We start from the raw sequence: 19,170 nt of genomic DNA on the forward strand, positions 1-19,170 counted from the left end.
AAAGCGACCTATTGCGAGCGATAAGCCCGGGCGGCGTCGCGGTCCTTTTCCTGCTGCCAGGCGCGCTCACGCTCGTCCCAGTGGTTGTCCTTGTAGTCACGCAGCTCTTCGTTCTCACGCATGGCCTTGCACTGGCGAAAGCCATCTTCCCAACCCGCGGCGTATTCGCGGTCTTTCAGATAACGCGGCACGTTCTTGCGAAACTCCCCGCTGATCACCCCGGCAGCCTGGCGCCCGCTGCTGCAGCCATCATCGAAGCCATCGGCAAAGGCCGGTGGATAACCCTTGGCCAGCAACTCTTGATGGGTGGACTGGCAACCCGACAACCACACTGCCGCACACAGCATTACCGCATACCGCCACATTGCTTGCTCCCTGGCCGTTTCACGGCTGATAGGGGAAGTCTAGAAGGGAATTTGTCGGGGCGGCGTGAAAGGGGTGTGAGAACGGTGTTGGGTTAAAGGGCGTTGGGTTAAAGACCTGCACTGCCCGTGTGGCGAGGGAGCTTGCTCCCGCTGGGGCGCGAAGCGGCCTCAAAAGATTGGGACTGCTGCGCAGTCCAGCGGGAGCAAGCTCCCTCGCCACAGAAGTTTATTGTGTAGGGTTGCTCGTCAGCGCCGCATGCTCCGCCAATTCCTGCTCGATAAACGCCGCGATCATCGCGCGATACACCTGTTCAGTGACTTCAGGGTTGGCGCCCACGGTCTGCGATAAACCTCTTACCTTGGCGATCACCTGTTCAACCCGCTGGGGCGCCTTGACGCCATCGGTGTCTTTTTTGAAGCGTGCGGCCTGGGAGACGTAGCGGCCGCGCTCGGCCAGCAGGGTGACGATTTGTTGGTCGAGGTGGTCGATGTGGGTTCGGACTTCTTCGAGGGTGGTGCAGGTAACAGCCATGTTGGTTGAGCTCCTGAATGGGCGGGCGATGCGATGTAGCTGAATATACGCGAGTCGAAATGTGGGAGGGGGCTTGCTCCCGATAGCGGTGTGTCACTCAATGGCTACTTGGCTGATGCAAAGCTATCGGGAGCAAGCCCCCTCCCACACCTTGAATCAGTAGTGGTACCACTTCACTTCAAGCATCACTTCATTCATCGGCGTCGACAGGTGGCTGTACTCGCGCTGCGCACTCAAGCGTAATCCGAGGTTACGTGACAACTCCCATTGCTGGTTCAGGCTGATACTGCGCCGCACTTCACCATTGGTGAAAAAGTCTCCCTTGGCCTCCAGGCTCAAATTCCCCAGCGGATTTTTCCACAGCACGCCGGTGTTGAACCCGGCCGCTGGGGAGATGGCTTCGCTGAAGTCGTTGTTATGCTCCACGCGTACGGTGCCGAGGGCGAAGCCGAGCATGTCGTCACTCAGTTGCCAGGTGCTGCCGGCGCCACCGTTGACGTGGGCCACCAGGGTTTGGTCGTCGTGCTTGCCCGGCACGCGTTCCAGGCCGCCGGTGACTTGCCATGACCAAGGTTGCAAAAGGGCGTTGCGCGGGGTCAGGGAGCGGATGGTGGCGAGATCCAGTTGCTGCAGCTGCCAGTGGTTGCCTTCGTACTGGCGCAGTTTCATTTGCAGGATTTCGATCTGTGCACCAAGCGGGAAGCCTTCGGCGTTGTCGTTGAGGTCGTGGTAGGCCATGCGCAGGCCGTATTCGCCGAAGGTCTTGCTGCCGCGTGTGCCGATGCCGGCCTGCCAGGTGCGTGACTCATGGCCGTTCTCGGGCAGCCCGGGGCGTTCGATCTTGAGGTCGGGCGCCGGGTTCTGGTTGATGGCGCGCAGCAGTTCGAAGCTGCGCTGCGAGCGTTCGGTGTCGCGCTCCAGGCCATTGGCGCGGTAGCGACCGAGGCGGTAGGCCGCGTCGATGATCAGCGCCTGGCGCTCGCGGGGCAGGGCTTTGAAGGCCGGCGCCTGCAATTTCTTCTGGTCGTCGCTGATTTTCAGCACCCATTGCTGTTCATCGCCATCCAGTGGCTTGGCGCGCTCCAGCAGCTCGCGCTCGCGGGACGGGCGATAGTCGATCTTCTCGACCAACCCCGCATCCTTTACCGCCTTGACGGTGTCGGTTGGAATGGCGGTCAGCGGGAATTGCTCCGTCAGGCGCAAGCCGGGACGGGCTACTTGCAGCAGCTCGAGCAGGCGGTACGAGCAGTTCTCGTCGAAGAAGAAGTAGTCGAACTGGATCTGCTTGAGCTCCCACACGTGCTCGACCATGCGTTCGGTTTCGACCTGGGTCAGGTTCAGGCGGTATTCCCACAGGTCGCGGTTTTCGAGGCTGCGGTACTCCGAGAGTTTTTCCTGGTAGGGCACCAGCGCGAACAGGCCGGGATAACCGCCCATCAGGCCCTTCCAGGCGTAAAGAATGCTGTTGTCGGAGCCTTCGATATAGGCGCCGAAGTTGATTGCATAGCTGAGCAGGGCGGTGTTGTTGCTCTGCACGTCAGCTTGGTCGATGCGCAGCAGCGTGTGACCGAACATCGACGACGGGCTGTTGAGGTATGCCGCCGGGAAGATCATCACGGCGCTGTGGGGCGCGACGTCCTTGAACCATTGCTTGAACTCTGTGCAGTCAACGGCGGGCAGGTCGGTCAGGTGCAACTGGTCCTTGAGCCAGCGGGTGCGTGCGGGGTACACGCATTGGGCGTGTTTTTCACCCAGGCTGGCAGGTTGGTACAGCGCCTGGACGGTGGCCTTGAGTTCGGCATCCGGGTGGTGTGCGCCATCGGCAGCAATGAAGAATTTCTTGTCGCTGACATAACTGCGCCAGCCGCTGATTTTGCCGGCTTCGTAATGGCCCAAAGATAGCCAGAACGGGTCGTTGGCCAGTTGCTGCAAACGTTGATCATCAATAGGCGCGGCCGCATACAGCGGGGCGCAAGCGAAGAGTGCCAACCAGGCAAAGCGTTTGAGCATAGGGGCAACTTAAGTCGGAATAAGTGAGACCCAAAGGGGGGCGGGTCCAAAAATAAGGCCCGCGTCTCGCAAGACGCGGGCGGGTCGAGCTTAAGCTTGGGTCGCGTATTTCGCCAAGCGGGCATCACCTTTCAGTACAGCGAGGGTGTTGGTGTGCACGTCGTCGGCGGTCACGTCAGCTTTGCTGAAGATCTGCTGGAAGTGCTCGTGGGTCACTGCCGCAAAGTGCTCGCGGTCCTCAGGGGCTACGCCCAGTACCACCGCGTAGGTGGTCAGTGCTTCGCCATTGCCTTTGGCCATGTCTTCGGACAGCTCGTTCATCATGCCATTCATGGCAATCCAGGACTTGCCGCCGTAGGTCAGCTTGCTGTTGGTGTTACAGCCGTTGGTGCCCGAGGTCATGCCGAAGGTGGCGTTACCCGAGGTGCCGTTGGTGGTCGACGCGAGGAAGTGCGCCGGAGTACCGCGCTGGCCTTCGAACAGCATGTTGCCCCAACCGCAGTTCGGGCCGCCTGGTGCTTCTGCCATAGCATTGAGGGAGACAACGGTGAAGAGAGTACCAAGAAGGATCCGTTTCATAGCTTTGTTCTCTTTGTGTGCAAACCAATGGACAAGGGGTTCAGGCGCTTCGCAGCGCCCTAAGGGGCCAGTTATTAGTCCAACCCGCGCAGTTTGGAGTTTAGGCATGATCCTGGGGTTCCGTTATTTTTTATAAAACAATCGGCCTTATCGCGATTTTTTTTGCAGGGCGCCTACCGCAGCGCAGCTTTCCCAACGGCGCGCCTTGCCATAGCGCGCAAGCGAGAGCCAGAATGCCGTCATCTGCCCCGCCTGATGTAAGGAAGCCCGATGCCTGATCCTGTTGCTGCCAGCTTGCGTCTAGCGCCCGAAGCGCTGACTCGCCCTTTCTCCGCTGAACAGTTCAGCTTCTCGACCACCAATGATTTGGAGCCTTTTCGCGGTGTGCTTGGCCAGGAACGTGCGGTCGAAGCCTTGCAGTTCGGTGTGGCCATGCCACGCCCCGGTTACAACGTGTTTGTCATGGGCGAGCCCGGTACTGGCCGCTTTTCGTTCGTCAAACGCTACCTGAAGGCCGAAGGCAAACGCCTGCAGACCCCGGCAGACTGGGTCTATGTGAATAATTTCGATGAGCCGCGCGAACCGCGTGCCCTGGAGCTGCCAGGCGGCGCCGCCGCAGCGTTCATCGCCGATATCAACGGCCTGGTCGACAACCTGGTGGCGACTTTCCCGGCGGTCTTCGAACACCCGACTTATCAACAGCGCAAAAGCGCCATCGACCGCGCCTTCAACCAGCGTTACGACAAGGCGTTGGACGTCATCGAACGCCTGGCCCTGGAAAAAGACGTAGCGCTGTACCGCGACAGCTCCAACATCGCCTTCACGCCGATGCTCGACGGCAAGGCGCTGGACGAAGCCGAGTTCTCGCAATTGCCGGAAGCTGACCGCGAGCGCTTCCACACGGACATTTCCGAGCTGGAAGAACGCCTCAACGAGGAACTGGCCAGCCTGCCGCAGTGGAAGCGTGAGTCGAATAACCAACTGCGCCAATTCAACGAAGAAACCATCACCCTGGCCCTGCAGCCATTGCTCGCTCCGCTGTCGGAAAAGTACGCGGAAAACGCCGCCGTCTGCGGTTACCTGCAGGCCATGCAGGTGTACCTGCTCAAGACTGTGGTCGAGCAACTGGTGGACGATGCCAAGACCGACGCCCAGGCCCGCAAGCTGCTCGAGGAGCAATACTGCCCGAGCCTGGTGGTAGGCCACCCGACCAATGGCGGCGCGCCGGTGGTTTTCGAACCGCACCCGACCTACGACAACCTGTTCGGTCGTATCGAATACAGCACCGACCAGGGCGCGCTCTACACCACTTATCGCCAGTTGCGCCCGGGTGCCTTGCACCGTGCCAATGGCGGTTTTCTGATCCTTGAAGCGGAAAAAATGCTCGGCGAGCCGTTTGTGTGGGACGCGCTCAAGCGTTCCCTGCAATCGCGCAAGTTGAAGATGGAGTCGCCCCTGGGCGAGCTGGGCCGCTTGGCCACCGTGACCCTCAACCCGCAGATGATTCCGTTGCAGGTCAAGGTCATCATCATCGGTTCGCGCCAGCTCTACTACGCGTTGCAGGACGCCGATCCGGACTTCCAGGAGATGTTCCGCGTGCTGGTGGACTTCGACGAAGACATCCCGATGGTCGACGAAAGCCTGGAGCAGTTTGCCCAGTTGCTTAAAACCCGCACGTCAGAAGAAGGCATGGCACCGCTGACCTCGGATGCGGTGGCGCGCCTGGCCACCTACAGTGCGCGGCTGGCGGAGCATCAGGGGCGTTTGTCGGCGCGGATTGGCGATTTGTTCCAACTGGTCAGCGAAGCGGACTTCATTCGCCATCTGGCGGGGGACGAAATGACCGACGCAGGCCATATCGAACGTGCGCTCAAGGCCAAGGCCACGCGCACCGGGCGTGTGTCGGCGCGGATTCTCGACGACATGCTCGCCGGGGTGATCCTGATCGACACCGCCGGTGCAGCCGTCGGCAAGTGCAACGGGCTGACAGTGCTGGAAGTCGGCGATTCGGCCTTCGGCGTGCCGGCGCGGATTTCCGCCACGGTGTATCCCGGCGGCAGTGGCATCGTCGACATCGAGCGTGAAGTCAACCTCGGCCAGCCGATTCACTCCAAGGGCGTGATGATCCTCACCGGTTACCTGGGCAGTCGGTATGCCCAGGAATTCCCGCTGGCGATCTCGGCGAGTATCGCGCTGGAGCAGTCCTACGGTTATGTGGACGGCGACAGCGCGTCCCTGGGCGAGGCGTGCACGTTGATTTCGGCGTTGTCGAAAACGCCGCTCAAGCAGTGTTTTGCGATCACCGGCTCGATCAACCAGTTTGGTGAAGTGCAGGCGGTGGGCGGGGTCAACGAGAAGATCGAAGGCTTCTTCCGCCTCTGCGAGGCCCGTGGGTTGACCGGCGAGCAAGGGGCGATCATTCCCCAGGCAAACGTCGCCACACTGATGCTCGACGAGAAGGTGTTGCAGGCGGTGCGCAACGGCCAATTCCACATCTATGCCGTGCGTCAGGCGGATGAGGCCTTGAGCCTGCTGGTGGGCGAGCCTGCCGGCGAGCCGGATGCCGAAGGGCAATTCCCGGAAGGCAGCGTGAATGCGCGGGTGGTTGAGCGCCTGCGGGCGATTGCGGAGATGATCAGCGAGGAAGACCTGAAGGAAGCCGAGAAAGAGCTGGCACAGCAAGCCCTGGCTGAAGCCAAACCCACCTGAATTTGGGTTTGACGCGGCAAGTGTGGGAGGGGGCTTGCTCCCGATAGCGGTAGGTCATCACTGAATAGGTTGACTGACACTCCGCTATCGGGAGCAAGCCCCCTCCCACATTGGGTTGGCAGTGTATTTTTTTTGGGGTGGTTAGCCAATAAATTGACGCTTCCTGGGAGGCCATGCCCGTTGGTCCCTACAACCTTGGTTTGTTGTGGTTTTCCTCTATTCTCAACTTAAGGGATATCCACAGGAGTCGCAGGATAGAAACAGCCTCGCCATGTGCCTGAGGTTGAACACCGATCTACCGAGGGTCGCCGCCATGTCGCGCAACCTCAGCCTTACCCGCCAGTGCCTGGGCCTGGTCACCCGTATCGAATGCTCCATTCGTCCTCTGGCAGGGGATAACGGGATGTGGACGTTGTTGTTTGCCGCCGGAATGACCGGCGAACAGCCTTCCACCATCAAGTCCCAAGGCCCGTTTCATGGACCCTTCGTGGCAGAAACCATTCTTCAGTCGATTGTCGACAGCCTGACCCTGCACGGTTACGAGCAGGCGGACGATCCGCAGATCTGGTGCCTGCATATGCAGGCACACCTGCGACAGCTCAACGGTAGCCAGGAACGCCTGGCGCTGTAGCCAGGTTATTGGCTCTCAGGCTTGTCCAACTTGACCTCAAAGCCGTATTGCACGGTGCTCAGGTCGGTGCGCTGGTAGCTTTCCAGAGTGGTCGGCTTGCCATAGAAATAATGCACGTCGAACATGGCCGTGCCGTATTCCTCTGCACGGTGGCTGACACCGAGGATTTCCTTGAGATAGTTGCCGCTGGCGTCCTTGGCGTAGAAGCGCCAGCTGTCGGAAGGGAACGCCTTCTGGTCGACGATCAGGGCGTTGTCTTTAAGTGTCAGGCCCTTGGGCAGTTTGGCGACGTCAATCGTGCTTTTCTCTATGTTCGCCAGGAACAAGGGAATCGAGCCCACCACGTATGCCGGGGTTTCCGGGAACAGGTTGAGGTCGTAGGTGAGCGTGCCTCGCGCCGGGTCCAGCTCAAAGGCTTCGCTGGGCAGCTCGATGGGTTCGCCACGTTCGCCTTTTTCGTCCGCAGTGAAGAAGGTGATGGGTTCGTCGCTGCTGCTGTGGTCGTTGCCCACCAGTTCGTCATTGAAGGTGAAAGGGTGGTCAAACACGATCCTGGCGGCGCTGGCATCGTCGGTCGACTGGCTGATTGTGATGCTTTTTTTCAGCTGGTCTTCGCTCATGCTTGCGTCTTTGAGCCAGCCGGCGGCGCTGTCGTCGTACACCGTGACGGGCATCGGCAAGGCTTGCACCGTATTCTGCAGGCTATTCTTGTCGAAGCGCATCACCGGCAGGTCCAGATCCTTATGCGTCAGTGTGGCTTTGGAAAAATCCAGGACGTTGACCTGCAGCGTGTCGATCAGGCCATTGAAATACACCTTGGCATAATGGCTGGTCTGCTTGTGCTCAAAGGCTTTTTGCTCGTCGGTGAGCTGCTTCTCGAAAGCATCGGACCACGTCTTCTGCTTGCGCATCTCGGCCAACTGCTGCTCATAGAACGCCACTTGCGCGGCACTTTCGTTGATTGAGCCCGAACGCGTCAGAAACTGCCCGGTGCTGTCGCGTGCCTGCACCAGCAACGGGTTAGGCGAGTCGTCGCCGACTTCGGCGGCCAGGGGCTCGCTGTTGGTCAACTCGATCTCGGCGTAGTTTTTTTCAAGCAACACCAGGTTGAGGGTGATGTTGCCTTCGGTGCGCTTGCGGCCCACGTCCTTTTTTGACAAGTCAAAGGTCAGCACCTTGCCCGGTGCCACCACGTCAACCGTGCCTTTGAGGCTGACCGGTTGGGGCTGGCTCTTGTTGTCCGTCTCGATCCCTTCGATAAACGGGTAGCTCACCGTCAGGTCGTCGGGGTTGGTCAGGTTGGAGCTGCTCGGGCTCAGTTGAATGCCGGGATCGGTTTCCGACCATTCCGGTTGGAAGGGGATCACCTTGTTGTTGCTCAGCGTCACCGACTGCCATTCGAGGCTGTGAGGGAAGGGGAACTGGTCGGGGCTGTTGAAGCTGAACGGGAAGACCGGCTGCAAATCCGTGAGGTAGTCGGAATGGGAGGTCTTGCGCAACACGAACAGGCCGTTGATGTAGGTGTCCACCAAGGCTTGGGGTGTGGGGTAATGCTTGAGCAGGGCCAACGTGTTTTCGCCGTATTCGGCTTCGATCGGCTTGTTGGCGAGCTTGACGCGGGCCCGTTCCAGCAGCAGCAGCGAACCGCCAAGGTCGGCGATGGCGTCCCGCAGCTTGGGGTCCTGGATGCTGTCCAGTGACTGTTCGAATTTTGCGGTTTTCTCTTCGAGGGTCGCCTGTTTCTGCTCTTCTTTGGGTGAGCAGCCGCTGGCTATCAGCAACGCCGCACACAGGCCGAGGCTGGCCAAAGGGGATCGCACATCCATCATCTGAGTCTTCCTGTCCGACATCATCGAGCCGAGTTCATGGGCTCGACACTAGCAGAAAAAATCTCTTACAGATGCCACCTGGGTCAGTTTTCTCGCGGTGACAGCGATCAGGTAGCGGCTGGTATACTCGCGGCCATTTTTAGCCAAGCTGTGTGAGATCCAATGGAACGTTTTATCGAAAATGCTATGTACGCTTCGCGCTGGCTGCTGGCGCCCATCTATTTCGGCTTGTCCCTGGGGTTGCTGGCGCTGGCGTTGAAGTTCTTCCAGGAAGTGGTGCACCTGCTGCCGAGCGTGTTCTCGATGGCCGAGTCCGACTTGATCCTGGTGCTGCTGTCGTTGATCGACATGGCGCTGGTTGGCGGCTTGCTGGTGATGGTGATGATTTCCGGCTACGAGAACTTCGTCTCGCAGCTGGATATCGATGAGAACAAGGAAAAGCTCAACTGGCTGGGCACCATGGACTCCTCCTCGCTGAAGATGAAAGTGGCGGCGTCCATCGTGGCGATTTCCTCCATCCACTTGTTGCGCATCTTCATGGACGCCAAGAACGTCGATCCACAACACCTGATGTGGTACGTGATCATCCACATGACCTTCGTGATCTCGGCGTTCGCCATGGGTTACCTGGACAAGGTCACCAAGCACTGATGACCCGCGCCGGCCTTACTGCTCCGCGAAGTAGTAAGGCTGGCGGCCGATTGCCATCTGCTTGATCACCGTGACCTTTTCATTCAGCCGGTCGGTGTGATCCATCAGCGCCACGTTACCCGGTTTGGCCGTGAGGAAGGCGCGCAACTCGGCTTCGGTTTGCAGGATGGGCACGTACGCTTGCATGTAGAACACCCCGGCGCCGAAGATCCGTTCGTTAGGTTGGAATATTGCGACTTCCCGGCCTTCTGCCTGCAGTGCCTGGAGCTGGCTGATCACTGGCACGAATGACTCCACGGCGTCCGCCTTGGGCGCGAACCAGAATGCAGCGCTCATATAGCAGGCAATGAGCACGCCGAATACGCCGCCGATCACCTGGCGGTGGTAGCGGTACACGCCAGGCTTGCGCTCTTTCAAGCGTTCCAGCAGCACCCGCCCGTATTCGGCTGCGAGTACGGCGGCGGCCGGTGTGAGCGACATCAGGTACACGGTGCGCTTGCTGGAGGCCAGGGTCAGCAGGGTGAATTGCGCCAACAGCCACACACTGAAAAACAGACGGTAGCGATTGCGCACCAGGCTTTTGCGAAAGTGCCACAGGCCCAGGTACACCAGGATGTTCCAGGGCAAAAACGCTTGAGGCAATTTCGCGAGGTAGTAGTAGAACGGCTCGTAATGCCCGGCTTCCACAAATGAACCGCTGAAGCGTCCGACGCTGTTGGTCCACAGCACCTCACCGACCGCCTGCATCCCGTCACGCTGGTACAGGAACCCCAGCCAGATCAGCAGCGGTACCAACGCCAACAGCGTGAACAGCGCCGGCTTGAGCCAATCGCCGATGCGCAAGCGCTTGTCCATCAGGCTGGTCGCGGCCAGGTACACGAAGATCACGATGCCCGGCATCGCCAGGCCCAGCACACCCTTGCTCAGGGTGGCGATGACCATGCCCAGCGTAAACAGTGCCCAGGCCCATGTGTTGGAGCCCTGGCGCTCGGACTCGGGCCGCATCGCCTGGTAGAACGCCAGCAGCGCGGTGGTCACACCGAGGCTGAGCAATGAGTCTTCACCCACGCCGCGCACATTGCCCCAGTAGCTGGCCATGGTCGCCAGGATCAACGCGGCGCAGAACGCCAGCGACTTGGGCCGGCCAAACTTGCGCAGCATGCCGTAGAACAGCATCACGCTGAACAAGCCGGCAAACGCCGAAGCCAGGCGCACCGCCCAGGTCGACGCGCCAAACAGACGAATGGCGCCGGCATCCAGCCAGAGACTCAGGGGCGGTTTTTCCAGGAAGGGTTCGCGAAACAGGCGCGGGATCACCCAGTCATTGTCCAGGTGCATGGCCATGGCGATCCCGGCGACGCGGGCTTCGGTGGAGCCTTGCAGCTCATGGCCGCCAAGGGCGCAGAAAAATAACAGTCCAGCGAGAAGAAGCAGCAGAGAGGCGGGGCGCGTCATGGAGTCTGGCTACCGGGAAAGGGGACCGATCGGGGGATCGGTCCTGGGCGATCCAGCAGTATACGAAAGCGATTCTTAATATTTGGTGAATCAATGTGGGGTTTTTGTAAGGCTGGCCGAGCCTGCCGTTCAGGGCTGTTTCAAGCGGGGCAACGCCGCTTTGCCTGCCTCGGTCAGCACCGGTGTCAATTGCTCCCAGGTGAAATTCAGCTCGTTATCGCAACCGTCACCCGTGGCGCGCGTCGCGAGCTGCAAGCCTTGGGTGTTGAAGCTCAGGTCGAAGGTGGAATAGCTGGTGATCGCCGGGCAGCCTTCGTCGGTAGTGGTCTGCCGGGCCAGCCATTGGCTGAATTTGGCCGGCAGCTTCACGTGCCCGGCGTAGGCGTCATACCACTCCTGGCGCCCGCCGAGCCATGCCCAGGGATCGACGCTTTCACCGGTTTGCAGGTCCCATGAGTGCAGGCCCCAGCTGATACCGCCGGCGCCGGTGCCTGCGGCCCATCGGTAAAACCTGACGGTCATGAATTGAGATGACCAGTACGTGGGCGCCACTTCAATTTCGCTGGTGTAGGTCGAGCCGTTGCGGCCCAGGTACTCGCGCCGTTCCTGCAAATACTCCTTCTGATCATCGTCGCTCACGGCCAGGGCCGCGAGTTGCTGGTTGATCTTCTGGATGGCCTGGCCATCGCCCTCGAGCTTGAGCGTGACCTGGGCGCCTTGGGTCTTGAGCTGATAGCGGTGCTCGCCGAAGGTTTTCTTCTCGGTCTTGATCGGTAGCGGCGCGGCTTCCATGGGCGCGTTGTAGGCGTCGCTGCCACAGCCTTGCGTGTCGACGCGTTGCAGGTTAAGTGGCAGCGGTGTGCCGCCCGGGGTTTTGCTCCAGGCGCCTGAAAGCGTATCGCCTTGCGGGGGTTGCAGCGCCCAGAAACCGGTATTTCCGGCTTCCACCCAGGGCGCGTTGTCGCTGGCTTGAGTCAGCTGGATAGGTGTGAGGATGCGCTGATAGTAATAACTGCCGTGCTCGCCATCGGCGCCGTTGAAACAGGCAACGATGGCGGATTTGCCCAGGGTGCCTTTCCACACCCCGGCCAGGTCGGCGGCGCTGGTCAACAAAGGCGTACAGGCGAGGGCAATGGCGGCGAGGGGCTTGAGCACGGGTATCTGACTTCCAGTTGTCTGATAAAGGCCGTTAGGGTAATGCGTCGTGGGGCCGGATTCCAGCCGTCCTTTCAGGCCGGGCTGTAGATCCGCGGCGCGCTTCGATGCGGTACGTGGATCAGGTTGAGCTGGTGTTTGCGTGCCCATTGCACCGTCAGGCTGGTGGGCGCCGACAAACTGACCAAGGTGCCCAGCCCGGCCCTCACGGCCTTGTGAATAAGCTCCAGGCTGCAACGACTGGTGACGACCGTGAACCCACTGCGCGCATCGACCTGTGCCTGTTGCATAGCGCCGATCAATTTATCCAGTGCGTTATGCCGGCCGATGTCTTCACGGCACAGCAAGGCTGAGCCGTCAGCGTCGAAGTGCAGCGCCGCATGCAGGGCGCCGGTACTTTTCCCCATGACCTGGGCGGCGTCGATGCGCTCACGCAGGCCCTTGAGGTGATGCGCGGGCGGCAGGGGCGCCGGTTGCAGGATGTCCAGTTGGGGCAGTGCCTGTTCCAGCGCCTCCACGCCGCACAATCCGCAGCCGCTGGTGCCCGCCATCTGCCGCCGGTGATCTTTCAGCGCCCAGAACGCCCGACTGGAGATGTTGACGTCGGCCTGGCAGGCCTGATCAAAATGCGTGAGCTGGATATCGTAGATTTCACCCTGGTTGTCGATGATCCCATTACTCACGCTGAAGCCGCGGATGAAGTCCTCGATGTCGCCAGGTGAAACCATCATCACCGCCTGGCTTAAGCCGTTGTAACTGATGGCCAGCGCGATTTCCGCCGCCAGCGCCGCCTCGGCGACCTGCGCGCCTTCGTCATACTCCCGATAGGCAACGTTGCGAGGCTGCGGTGCCGGCGCATTGGCATCGCCTGCTTCAACGGCGTATTCGACTCGGCAAATCATGGGCAAACCTCCGTTACTCGCCTGCGCCCTTGGCGATGAGCAATTTCCTGGCCTCGGCAAAACATTTTTCGGCGATGGCCGAGCGCGGCTCGGTCTTGCGCATGACCATGCCCAACGGCGCGAGCACACTGGCATCGGGCAGGTTGATAAACGCCAGATTCTCGATAGGGCTTTCCAGGCCGCTGTCCAACGGCATGATCGCACAGCAAAACCCTTCGTGGATCGCCTGGAACAACTGATAGGTCGAATCGCTCTCGAGGATGGGCTGGGGGTCGAGACCGCGACTGCGGAAACTCAGGTCAATGGACTTACGATAGTGCATGCCATTGCTGATCATCCCCAGGGGCAACTCGGCGGCGTCTTCCCAACTCATCTCGGTGCCTTCGAAATGGAAGTGCCGGGTGTCGTACAACAGCCCGACGCGGGTCTCACCCAGCTCGAAAAAGTCCAGGTAATTGGGGTTCACGTGCTCCAGGTAGCACACGCCCAGGTCCAGTTGGTTGGTGCCCAAGGCTTCGATGATCTTGTCCGAACTCATGGACGACAGGCTGAACTTGAGTTCGGGGAACGAATGAGACAGGCCCTGGATGTAACTGATCGGGTTGAACCCGCTAAGCGGCACCAGGCCCAGGCGCAAGTTACCGACCAACTGACCACGACACGCCGCCGCTTCGGCGAACAACCCATCATGCGCGGCCAGCAAGGTCCTGGCCCACGCCAACACGCGCTCCCCGGCTTCGGTGAAGCCTTCGAAGCGCTGGCCACGGGTGACCAGTTCCAGGCCCAACTCATCTTCCAGATTGCGCAAGCGCATCGACAGCGTCGGTTGCGTGATATGGCAGCGCGCGGCCGCCTGGCCGAAGTGACGGGTTTGCTCCAGTGCGATCAGGAATTTGAGTTGCTTTATGTCCATTAAGGCGCCTGCTTGGGTAAGTAAGAGGTCGTTATGAGTGCCAGTGTCTGAAGCTTGCAAAGCGCAGCGAGCGAGAGAGCAGACCATCTCATTGTAAGGCTCGTGCGTCCAATCGCCTGTATTGAAGGCGTGATCGATTCGCTCGATAACTGAAGAATTCATTGCAGGAAAACCAGTGATAGAAACGCTCGATAACTCAGTCAGCCGTAACGATTAGACAGCCTTGGTTTGAGCGCCTTAGCCTCAAGCAAATGGTTTTGTTAAAAGTCTGCCGGAGGGTCCCATGAGCGTAACGTCGGATGCGTTGTTCGTACCGTTGAATATTGCAGTGTTAACCGTCAGTGATACCCGGGAATATGCCAACGATACTTCCGGGCAATTGCTGGTCAGCCGCCTGTTGGAAGCGGGGCACAGCCTCAGTGAACGCAACCTGCTCAAGGATGACCTCTACAAGATCCGCGCACAGGTTGCGACCTGGATCGCCAGCGAGCAGGTTCAGGTGGTGTTGATTACTGGCGGCACCGGCTTCACCGGCCGCGACAGTACACCCGAGGCGGTGAGCTGCTTGTTGGATAAGCAGATTGAGGGCTTCGGTGAGTTGTTCCGCGCAATCTCCATTCTCGATATCGGCACCTCCACAGTACAAAGCCGCGCCTTGGCCGGGCTGGCCAACGGAACGTTGGTGTGTTGCCTGCCGGGTTCCACGGGTGCCTGCCGCACCGCGTGGGAAGGCATCCTTGCCGAGCAGCTCGATGCCCGCCACCGGCCATGCAATTTTGTGCCACACCTCAAGCCCGTGGCGCTGTGCGGGACGCGAGGATGAAGGGGGCGCCGTTGATGTCAGTGGAGGCGGCCATTGCGTCACTGCTGGCTATGGCGCAGGAGCACTGCCTGCAAGACAGCGAGTCGGTGGCCCTGAGTGATGCACGGCAACGGGTGCTGGCCAGTGACCTGGTTGCGACCCTGGACCTGCCGCTGTGGCCAAACAGTGCCATGGACGGCTACGCCCTGAATCTCGGCGATTGGCAGGGTGAGCCGCTGGCGGTATCGCAACAGATATTTGCCGGTGTTGCGCCCCAGGCCCTGCTGCCTGGCACCTGTGCGCGCATCTTCACTGGCGCTCCGCTGCCCGAAGGCGCCAATTGCATCGAGATGCAAGAAAACGTCGAGGTGCTGCAGGGCGGTCGTGTGCGTTTTATGCAGCCGCTGCGCGTGGGGCAGAATATTCGCCCCCGAGGCCAGGAGAACAAAGCGGGCGAGGTGTTGCTCAACGCCGGTAAGCGCCTCGGGCCTTTCGAACTGGCCATCGCGGCGGCACAGGGTTGCACGCATGTGTCGGTGGTACGTCGGCCAAGGGTGGCGCTGCTGTCCACGGGCAACGAACTGGTGGAGCCGGGGGCGCCCCTCCGGCCGGGCGGTATCTACAATAGCAATCGCACATTGCTCAGCCATTGGTTGAGCGAATTGGGTTGTGAAGTGATCGATGGCGGCATTCTTCCTGACGAGCCGCAACTTACCCGGCTCAAACTGGAACAATTGCCGCCTGCCACCGACCTGATCCTGACCACTGGCGGCGTCTCTGCCGGCGATGCCGATTACCTTGGCCAAGTGCTGCGCGAGTGCGGTAAGCCTTTATTCTGGAAACTCTCGATCAAACCGGGCAAACCGCTGACCGTGGGCTATTTCGGTAACGTGCCAGTCATCGGCCTGCCCGGTAATCCAACCTCGGCACTGGTCACATTCGGTCTGTTGGCGCGGGCTTACTTGCTGCGTATCCAGGGTGTCGAAGACGTCACACCCCTGAGCTTTGCGGTCAGCGTAGGGTTTGACTGGCCGAAAGCTGGCAACCGCCGCGAATTTCTGCGCGCCAGGCTGGAGCAGGGGCAGGCCGTGCTGTATCCGAACCAGAGTTCAGGTGTGCTGTTGGGGGCTTCTTGGGCGGATGGGCTGGTGGAAATCCCCGAGGGCTGTACCCTGCGCTCCGGTGACACGGCGCGTTTCATTCCGTTCTGCGATTTGTTCTGAGGCTTATGCCTCCCAGCGCTTGGCGGCCTGCTGATCACTTTCCCGGCCTTCTACCCAGCGCTCACCGGCCGGCGTCTGTTCACGTTTCCAGAAGGGCGCGCGGGTCTTCAGGGCATCCATCAGGAACGCGCAGGCGTCGAAAGCCGCCTGGCGGTGTTCGCTGGCAACGCCGACAAACACGATGGGGTCGCCCACCTTCAACGCCCCCACGCGGTGCACGACGGTCACCTGCTGCAAGGGCCAGCGTGCCTGGGATTGATCGACGATCCGTTGCAAGGAGCGCTCGGTCATCCCCGGGTAATGCTCCAGGAATAACTCGCTAACCTGATCTCCTTGGTTGATATCGCGGACGTACCCCACAAACGTGGCGACGGCGCCCACGCCCGTGTCGCCGGCGTGGACGCTGCGGGTCAGTTCGTCGAGGTCAAACAGCGCGGTCTGAACGTGAACCGACATGGCTCAGCCTCCTGTCACTGGAGGGAAGAACGCGACTTCGTCGAAGTCCTCTATCACCGCGGCGGGCGTACACAGTTCATGGTTCAGCGCACACATCAGGCTGCTTTCTCCAAGCACCTGCTGCCAGATCGGGCCTCTGGCGCACAACTGCTGTCTCACGTCTTCAATCGTGCGCAACGAGCTGTTCAGCGCAATCTTTTCACCGCCGATGCCCAGCTGATCCCGATAGCGCGCAAAGTAGCTGATCAGAATCATCAGGCGTCTCCAGCGATAAAGGTGCCCGACTTTCCACCTTGTTTTTTGAGCAATTGGATCTGATCGATGATCATCCCGCGATCCACGGCCTTGCACATGTCATAGAGGGTCAATGCCGCCACGCTCGCGGCGGTCAGGGCTTCCAGCTCGACGCCGGTCTGGCCGTTGAGTCGGCAGGTACTGACGATTTTCACGCGGTCGGGTTCGACGGCGCTCAGTTCAAGGTGGATCGAACTGAGTAGCAACGGATGGCAGAGCGGGATCAGTTCGTGGGTTTTCTTTGCCGCCATGATTCCGGCGATACGCGCGACCGCAAACACGTCGCCCTTGGGGTGCCCATGATGCTGGATCAGGCGCAATGTCGACGGCTGCATACGCACCCAGGCCTGGGCTTGCGCTTCACGCGTGGTTGCAGCCTTGTCCGTGACGTCGACCATGCTGGCCCGCCCTGCGGCGTCCAGGTGCGTCAATGTAGAGGAGCTTTGGTTCATGAGTGACCTCGGATCAGTTCAAGATAAAGTCGATGGGTTGAAGCACTGCGGGCAACTCCGTCGCGCCGTTGGCGTGAAGGACTTCGCGTTCGATAGTGCGCACAATCGCATCGGTCGGCAGATCGTTTTCGTCGTAGCCGAACGGGTCTTCCAGCTCATCGCCAATCGCGTCCAGGCCGAAAAATGTGTAGCTCACGATCGCCGTGAATAGCGGCGTCAGCCAACCCAATGGCTCGGCCATGGCGAAGGGCAGCAAGATGCAAAACATGTAGCTGGTGCGGTGCAGCAAGAGTGTGTAGGGGAAGGGCAACGGGGTATTTTTGATGCGCTCACACATCGTCTGCGTCCGGGTCAGGTTGCTCAAATGGCCGGCCATCAGCTGATAGCGCCATTCACTGATGGCGCCTGATACGGCCAGCGCTGAGCACTGTTGGGTGACGCGGCTGAGGATGCTTTCCGGGATATTGGGGGTGCCGGGCGACGGCAGCCTGTCCAGCCAGATCTCTGCCACGCCTGACTCGTCCTCGTGACGCAACCTGGCGTTCAAGGCGTGGGCGAACCCGCACAGGTTGCGCAGGATGGCGCTGCGCTGGTGCGCATCCTCGATAACCTGGGTTTCCCGGATCATGGCGCGTATATCCATCACCATGGCGCCAAGCGCTTTGCGCCCTTCGTACCAGCGGTCATAACAGGCGTTGTTGCGAAAACTCATGAAGATCGAGAGCGACAAGCCCAGCAATGTGAAGGGCGTGGCATTGACCTTGGAGAAGTACGCCGGGTGAAGGGTTTCGATCAGCACAATTGCCGAGGCCAATAGGGTTACCAGCAGGCTGCGCAGCGCAATGCGCCTGGCCACGGAACCCTTGAGTGAAATCAATACGCCGATCAGGTTGGGTTGGGCTCTGACGATCATGGGCAACAGCCTCCAGCAAAGGGGAGATCAGAACGGCTAGCCGCCCGTCATGTTCATGAAACGGACAACCTGCACGTCATCGTTGAGCTCGAAATTGTGCCGATAGGGTTTGATCTTCATCGCCTCGGTGATCGCGTTTTCCAGGCGTTTCGGTTCACCCGGATAGCGGCGCAATACCGCCTTGAGATCGACCGAGTGTTCGTTGCCCAGGCACAACAGCAGGCGGCCTTCAACGGTCAACCGCACGCGGTTGCACGTACCGCAAAAGTTGTGGCTGTGGGGCGAAATAAAGCCCAGGCGAATGGTCGGGGCCTCGGCCAGGCGCCAGTAGCGTGAGGGGCCTTGGGTCGACTCTGCGGAGTCGATCAGTGTGTAGCGCTCGGCGATACGCTCACGTACCTGCGCGCTGGAGTAGAACGCCTCGGCACGGCTGTGTTCGTTGATGACGCCCAAGGGCATTTCTTCAATAAACGAAATATCCAATCCACGGTCGATGGCGAACGCTACAAGGTCATTGATCTCATGATCGTTGCGTCCTTTCATCACCACGCAATTGAGTTTGGTGCGTTGAAAGCCCGCGGCATTCGCAGCGTCGATTCCGGCGATGACGGTGGCCAGGTTGCCCGTGCGCGTCAGCTCACGAAAGCGCTGGGGGTCAAGGCTATCGAGGCTGATGTTCAAACGTTTCAGGCCCGCCTCGAACAGCGGTGCTGCCAGCTTGCCCAACTGCGAGCCGTTGGTGGTCATGCACAACTCGCGCAGGCCCGGGAGTGCGGCGATGCGCTTGCACCATTCAACGACGCCGGGACGAATCAACGGCTCTCCGCCGGTCAGGCGAATTTTCCGAGTGCCCAGCGCCACAAAACGTTCGGCCAGTTGATAAAGCTCTTCCAGCGTCAAAACGCGTTGGCGCGGCAGGAACTCCATGTCTTCGGCCATGCAATAGACACAGCGGAAATCGCAGCGGTCGGTCACCGACATCCTGAGGTAGTCAACCTGACGAGAAAAACGGTCCGTCAAAATCGGCGCGGTCATTAAAACCTCCGGCAGCGACTCAGTGCATGTACGCACTGTATGAGTGTTGGGGGTGTAAGTAAGTGAATCTTTGAGTGGAGGCTAAAGTTGTTTTTTATCGCCGTCTAATCACTATTAACAACTGGATGATCGAGGGAGTCTATGAGGGTTTGATTGGGCTATTTTTGTGAATTTTAATTAAATAAGTGATTGAAAAATAAAAATAATTTACTTGATAGATTGTTTCGATTGTTTGGTCATTATTTGTGATTAGACAGGTTGTTT

General features: G+C 59.9%; 19 protein-coding genes. 5 read left to right on the forward strand and 14 right to left on the reverse strand.

Going from position 1 to position 19,170, the window contains the following annotated elements; all coding sequences use genetic code 11:
* Positions 1-8: 8 nt before the first annotated feature.
* The 4 genes from C9383_RS19005 to C9383_RS19020 form a co-directional block, all read right to left on the reverse strand.
* Entirely contained in the window at positions 9-365 is a 357-nt protein-coding gene (locus C9383_RS19005) for a hypothetical protein (RefSeq protein ID WP_060752300.1), read from the reverse strand.
* Positions 366-591: 226 nt separating this feature from the next.
* Positions 592-897, reverse strand: a complete 306-nt coding sequence (locus tag C9383_RS19010) for a chorismate mutase (RefSeq protein WP_060752299.1) — start codon at positions 895-897, stop codon at positions 592-594.
* Positions 898-1,053: 156 nt separating this feature from the next.
* Positions 1,054-2,907, reverse strand: coding sequence for an Lnb N-terminal periplasmic domain-containing protein (locus tag C9383_RS19015; RefSeq protein ID WP_090365727.1), 1,854 nt, complete (start codon positions 2,905-2,907; stop codon positions 1,054-1,056).
* A 90-nt stretch (positions 2,908-2,997) separates the two neighbouring features.
* Positions 2,998-3,486 carry a DUF3015 domain-containing protein gene (locus tag C9383_RS19020; RefSeq protein ID WP_060752297.1) on the reverse strand — a complete coding sequence of 163 codons (489 nt, stop codon included), beginning with the start codon at positions 3,484-3,486 and terminating at the stop codon, positions 2,998-3,000.
* A 270-nt stretch (positions 3,487-3,756) separates the two neighbouring features.
* On the opposite strand from C9383_RS19020, the gene C9383_RS19025 reads away from it, so the two are divergent.
* Together C9383_RS19025 and C9383_RS19030 are read left to right on the forward strand one after the other, a co-directional pair.
* Positions 3,757-6,195, forward strand: a complete 2,439-nt coding sequence (locus C9383_RS19025) for a Lon protease family protein (RefSeq protein WP_090365728.1) — start codon at positions 3,757-3,759, stop codon at positions 6,193-6,195.
* A gap of 313 nt (positions 6,196-6,508) precedes the next feature.
* Positions 6,509-6,826 (forward strand): PA4575 family protein, encoded by a 318-nt coding sequence (locus tag C9383_RS19030; RefSeq protein WP_060752295.1) that lies wholly within the window; start codon positions 6,509-6,511, stop codon positions 6,824-6,826.
* Positions 6,827-6,831: 5 nt separating this feature from the next.
* Here the strand turns inward: C9383_RS19030 and C9383_RS19035 are convergent, their stop codons facing one another.
* Positions 6,832-8,655 carry a hypothetical protein gene (locus C9383_RS19035; RefSeq protein WP_090365730.1) on the reverse strand — a complete coding sequence of 608 codons (1,824 nt, stop codon included), beginning with the start codon at positions 8,653-8,655 and terminating at the stop codon, positions 6,832-6,834.
* A gap of 162 nt (positions 8,656-8,817) precedes the next feature.
* On the opposite strand from C9383_RS19035, the gene C9383_RS19040 reads away from it, so the two are divergent.
* Complete coding sequence (locus tag C9383_RS19040; protein WP_060752294.1) at positions 8,818-9,306, forward strand: TIGR00645 family protein; 489 nt, start codon at positions 8,818-8,820, stop codon at positions 9,304-9,306.
* A 15-nt stretch (positions 9,307-9,321) separates the two neighbouring features.
* Here the strand turns inward: C9383_RS19040 and C9383_RS19045 are convergent, their stop codons facing one another.
* The 4 genes from C9383_RS19045 to C9383_RS19060 all read right to left on the reverse strand — a co-directional run bounded on the left by C9383_RS19045 (position 9,322) and on the right by C9383_RS19060 (position 13,731).
* The gene (locus C9383_RS19045) at positions 9,322-10,761 is read right to left on the reverse strand and encodes an ArnT family glycosyltransferase (protein ID WP_090365731.1); all 1,440 of its coding nucleotides are present in this window, start codon (positions 10,759-10,761) and stop codon (positions 9,322-9,324) included.
* A gap of 129 nt (positions 10,762-10,890) precedes the next feature.
* Positions 10,891-11,916 (reverse strand): hypothetical protein, encoded by a 1,026-nt coding sequence (locus C9383_RS19050; protein WP_090365733.1) that lies wholly within the window; start codon positions 11,914-11,916, stop codon positions 10,891-10,893.
* A gap of 74 nt (positions 11,917-11,990) precedes the next feature.
* On the reverse strand, positions 11,991-12,818 hold the full coding sequence (fdhD, locus tag C9383_RS19055) for a formate dehydrogenase accessory sulfurtransferase FdhD (RefSeq protein WP_090365735.1): 828 nt from the start codon (positions 12,816-12,818) through the stop codon (positions 11,991-11,993).
* Positions 12,819-12,831: 13 nt separating this feature from the next.
* On the reverse strand, positions 12,832-13,731 hold the full coding sequence (locus tag C9383_RS19060) for a LysR family transcriptional regulator (protein WP_090365736.1): 900 nt from the start codon (positions 13,729-13,731) through the stop codon (positions 12,832-12,834).
* Between the two features lie 283 nt (positions 13,732-14,014).
* Between C9383_RS19060 and moaB the strand changes: the two genes are divergently transcribed.
* Both moaB and C9383_RS19070 read left to right on the forward strand, forming a co-directional pair.
* The gene (gene moaB / locus C9383_RS19065) at positions 14,015-14,554 is read left to right on the forward strand and encodes a molybdenum cofactor biosynthesis protein B (RefSeq protein ID WP_090365737.1); all 540 of its coding nucleotides are present in this window, start codon (positions 14,015-14,017) and stop codon (positions 14,552-14,554) included.
* On the forward strand, positions 14,551-15,756 hold the full coding sequence (locus C9383_RS19070) for a molybdopterin molybdotransferase MoeA (RefSeq protein WP_090365739.1): 1,206 nt from the start codon (positions 14,551-14,553) through the stop codon (positions 15,754-15,756). The genes moaB and C9383_RS19070 overlap by 4 nt, the downstream gene beginning before the upstream one ends.
* Before the next feature lie 3 nt (positions 15,757-15,759).
* Here C9383_RS19070 and moaE read toward each other — a convergent pair whose 3' ends face one another.
* Genes moaE through moaA form a run of 5 tightly spaced genes read right to left on the reverse strand, consistent with a single transcriptional unit; the run spans position 15,760 to position 18,906 of the window.
* Positions 15,760-16,212, reverse strand: a complete 453-nt coding sequence (gene moaE, locus C9383_RS19075; protein WP_090365741.1) for a molybdopterin synthase catalytic subunit MoaE — start codon at positions 16,210-16,212, stop codon at positions 15,760-15,762.
* Positions 16,213-16,215: 3 nt separating this feature from the next.
* On the reverse strand, positions 16,216-16,467 hold the full coding sequence (moaD, locus tag C9383_RS19080; RefSeq protein ID WP_090365743.1) for a molybdopterin converting factor subunit 1: 252 nt from the start codon (positions 16,465-16,467) through the stop codon (positions 16,216-16,218).
* On the reverse strand, positions 16,467-16,958 hold the full coding sequence (moaC, locus tag C9383_RS19085) for a cyclic pyranopterin monophosphate synthase MoaC (RefSeq protein ID WP_090365744.1): 492 nt from the start codon (positions 16,956-16,958) through the stop codon (positions 16,467-16,469). The genes moaD and moaC overlap by 1 nt, the downstream gene beginning before the upstream one ends.
* A gap of 13 nt (positions 16,959-16,971) precedes the next feature.
* A complete protein-coding gene (locus C9383_RS19090) occupies positions 16,972-17,871 on the reverse strand; it encodes a bestrophin family protein (protein WP_090365746.1) in 900 nt (299 codons plus the stop codon).
* Between the two features lie 36 nt (positions 17,872-17,907).
* Complete coding sequence (moaA, locus tag C9383_RS19095; protein ID WP_090365747.1) at positions 17,908-18,906, reverse strand: GTP 3',8-cyclase MoaA; 999 nt, start codon at positions 18,904-18,906, stop codon at positions 17,908-17,910.
* Between the last annotated feature and the right edge of the window lie 264 nt (positions 18,907-19,170).

Origin of the sequence: Pseudomonas palleroniana (assembly GCF_003031675.1) — a bacterium.
Taxonomy (GTDB): domain Bacteria; phylum Pseudomonadota; class Gammaproteobacteria; order Pseudomonadales; family Pseudomonadaceae; genus Aquipseudomonas; species Aquipseudomonas palleroniana.

Coding starts and splice junctions, on each gene's coding strand:
- moaE (WP_090365741.1), bottom strand. CDS start 16,212: ATGTCGGTTCACGTTCAGACCGCGCTGTTTGACCTCGACGAACTGACC.
- C9383_RS19040 (WP_060752294.1), top strand. CDS start 8,818: ATGGAACGTTTTATCGAAAATGCTATGTACGCTTCGCGCTGGCTGCTG.
- moaA (WP_090365747.1), bottom strand. CDS start 18,906: ATGACCGCGCCGATTTTGACGGACCGTTTTTCTCGTCAGGTTGACTAC.
- C9383_RS19035 (WP_090365730.1), bottom strand. CDS start 8,655: ATGATGGATGTGCGATCCCCTTTGGCCAGCCTCGGCCTGTGTGCGGCG.
- fdhD (WP_090365735.1), bottom strand. CDS start 12,818: ATGATTTGCCGAGTCGAATACGCCGTTGAAGCAGGCGATGCCAATGCG.
- moaD (WP_090365743.1), bottom strand. CDS start 16,467: ATGATTCTGATCAGCTACTTTGCGCGCTATCGGGATCAGCTGGGCATC.
- C9383_RS19030 (WP_060752295.1), top strand. CDS start 6,509: ATGTCGCGCAACCTCAGCCTTACCCGCCAGTGCCTGGGCCTGGTCACC.
- moaC (WP_090365744.1), bottom strand. CDS start 16,958: ATGAACCAAAGCTCCTCTACATTGACGCACCTGGACGCCGCAGGGCGG.
- C9383_RS19070 (WP_090365739.1), top strand. CDS start 14,551: ATGAAGGGGGCGCCGTTGATGTCAGTGGAGGCGGCCATTGCGTCACTG.
- moaB (WP_090365737.1), top strand. CDS start 14,015: ATGAGCGTAACGTCGGATGCGTTGTTCGTACCGTTGAATATTGCAGTG.
- C9383_RS19045 (WP_090365731.1), bottom strand. CDS start 10,761: ATGACGCGCCCCGCCTCTCTGCTGCTTCTTCTCGCTGGACTGTTATTT.
- C9383_RS19010 (WP_060752299.1), bottom strand. CDS start 897: ATGGCTGTTACCTGCACCACCCTCGAAGAAGTCCGAACCCACATCGAC.
- C9383_RS19015 (WP_090365727.1), bottom strand. CDS start 2,907: ATGCTCAAACGCTTTGCCTGGTTGGCACTCTTCGCTTGCGCCCCGCTG.
- C9383_RS19020 (WP_060752297.1), bottom strand. CDS start 3,486: ATGAAACGGATCCTTCTTGGTACTCTCTTCACCGTTGTCTCCCTCAAT.
- C9383_RS19090 (WP_090365746.1), bottom strand. CDS start 17,871: ATGATCGTCAGAGCCCAACCCAACCTGATCGGCGTATTGATTTCACTC.
- C9383_RS19060 (WP_090365736.1), bottom strand. CDS start 13,731: ATGGACATAAAGCAACTCAAATTCCTGATCGCACTGGAGCAAACCCGT.
- C9383_RS19005 (WP_060752300.1), bottom strand. CDS start 365: ATGTGGCGGTATGCGGTAATGCTGTGTGCGGCAGTGTGGTTGTCGGGT.
- C9383_RS19025 (WP_090365728.1), top strand. CDS start 3,757: ATGCCTGATCCTGTTGCTGCCAGCTTGCGTCTAGCGCCCGAAGCGCTG.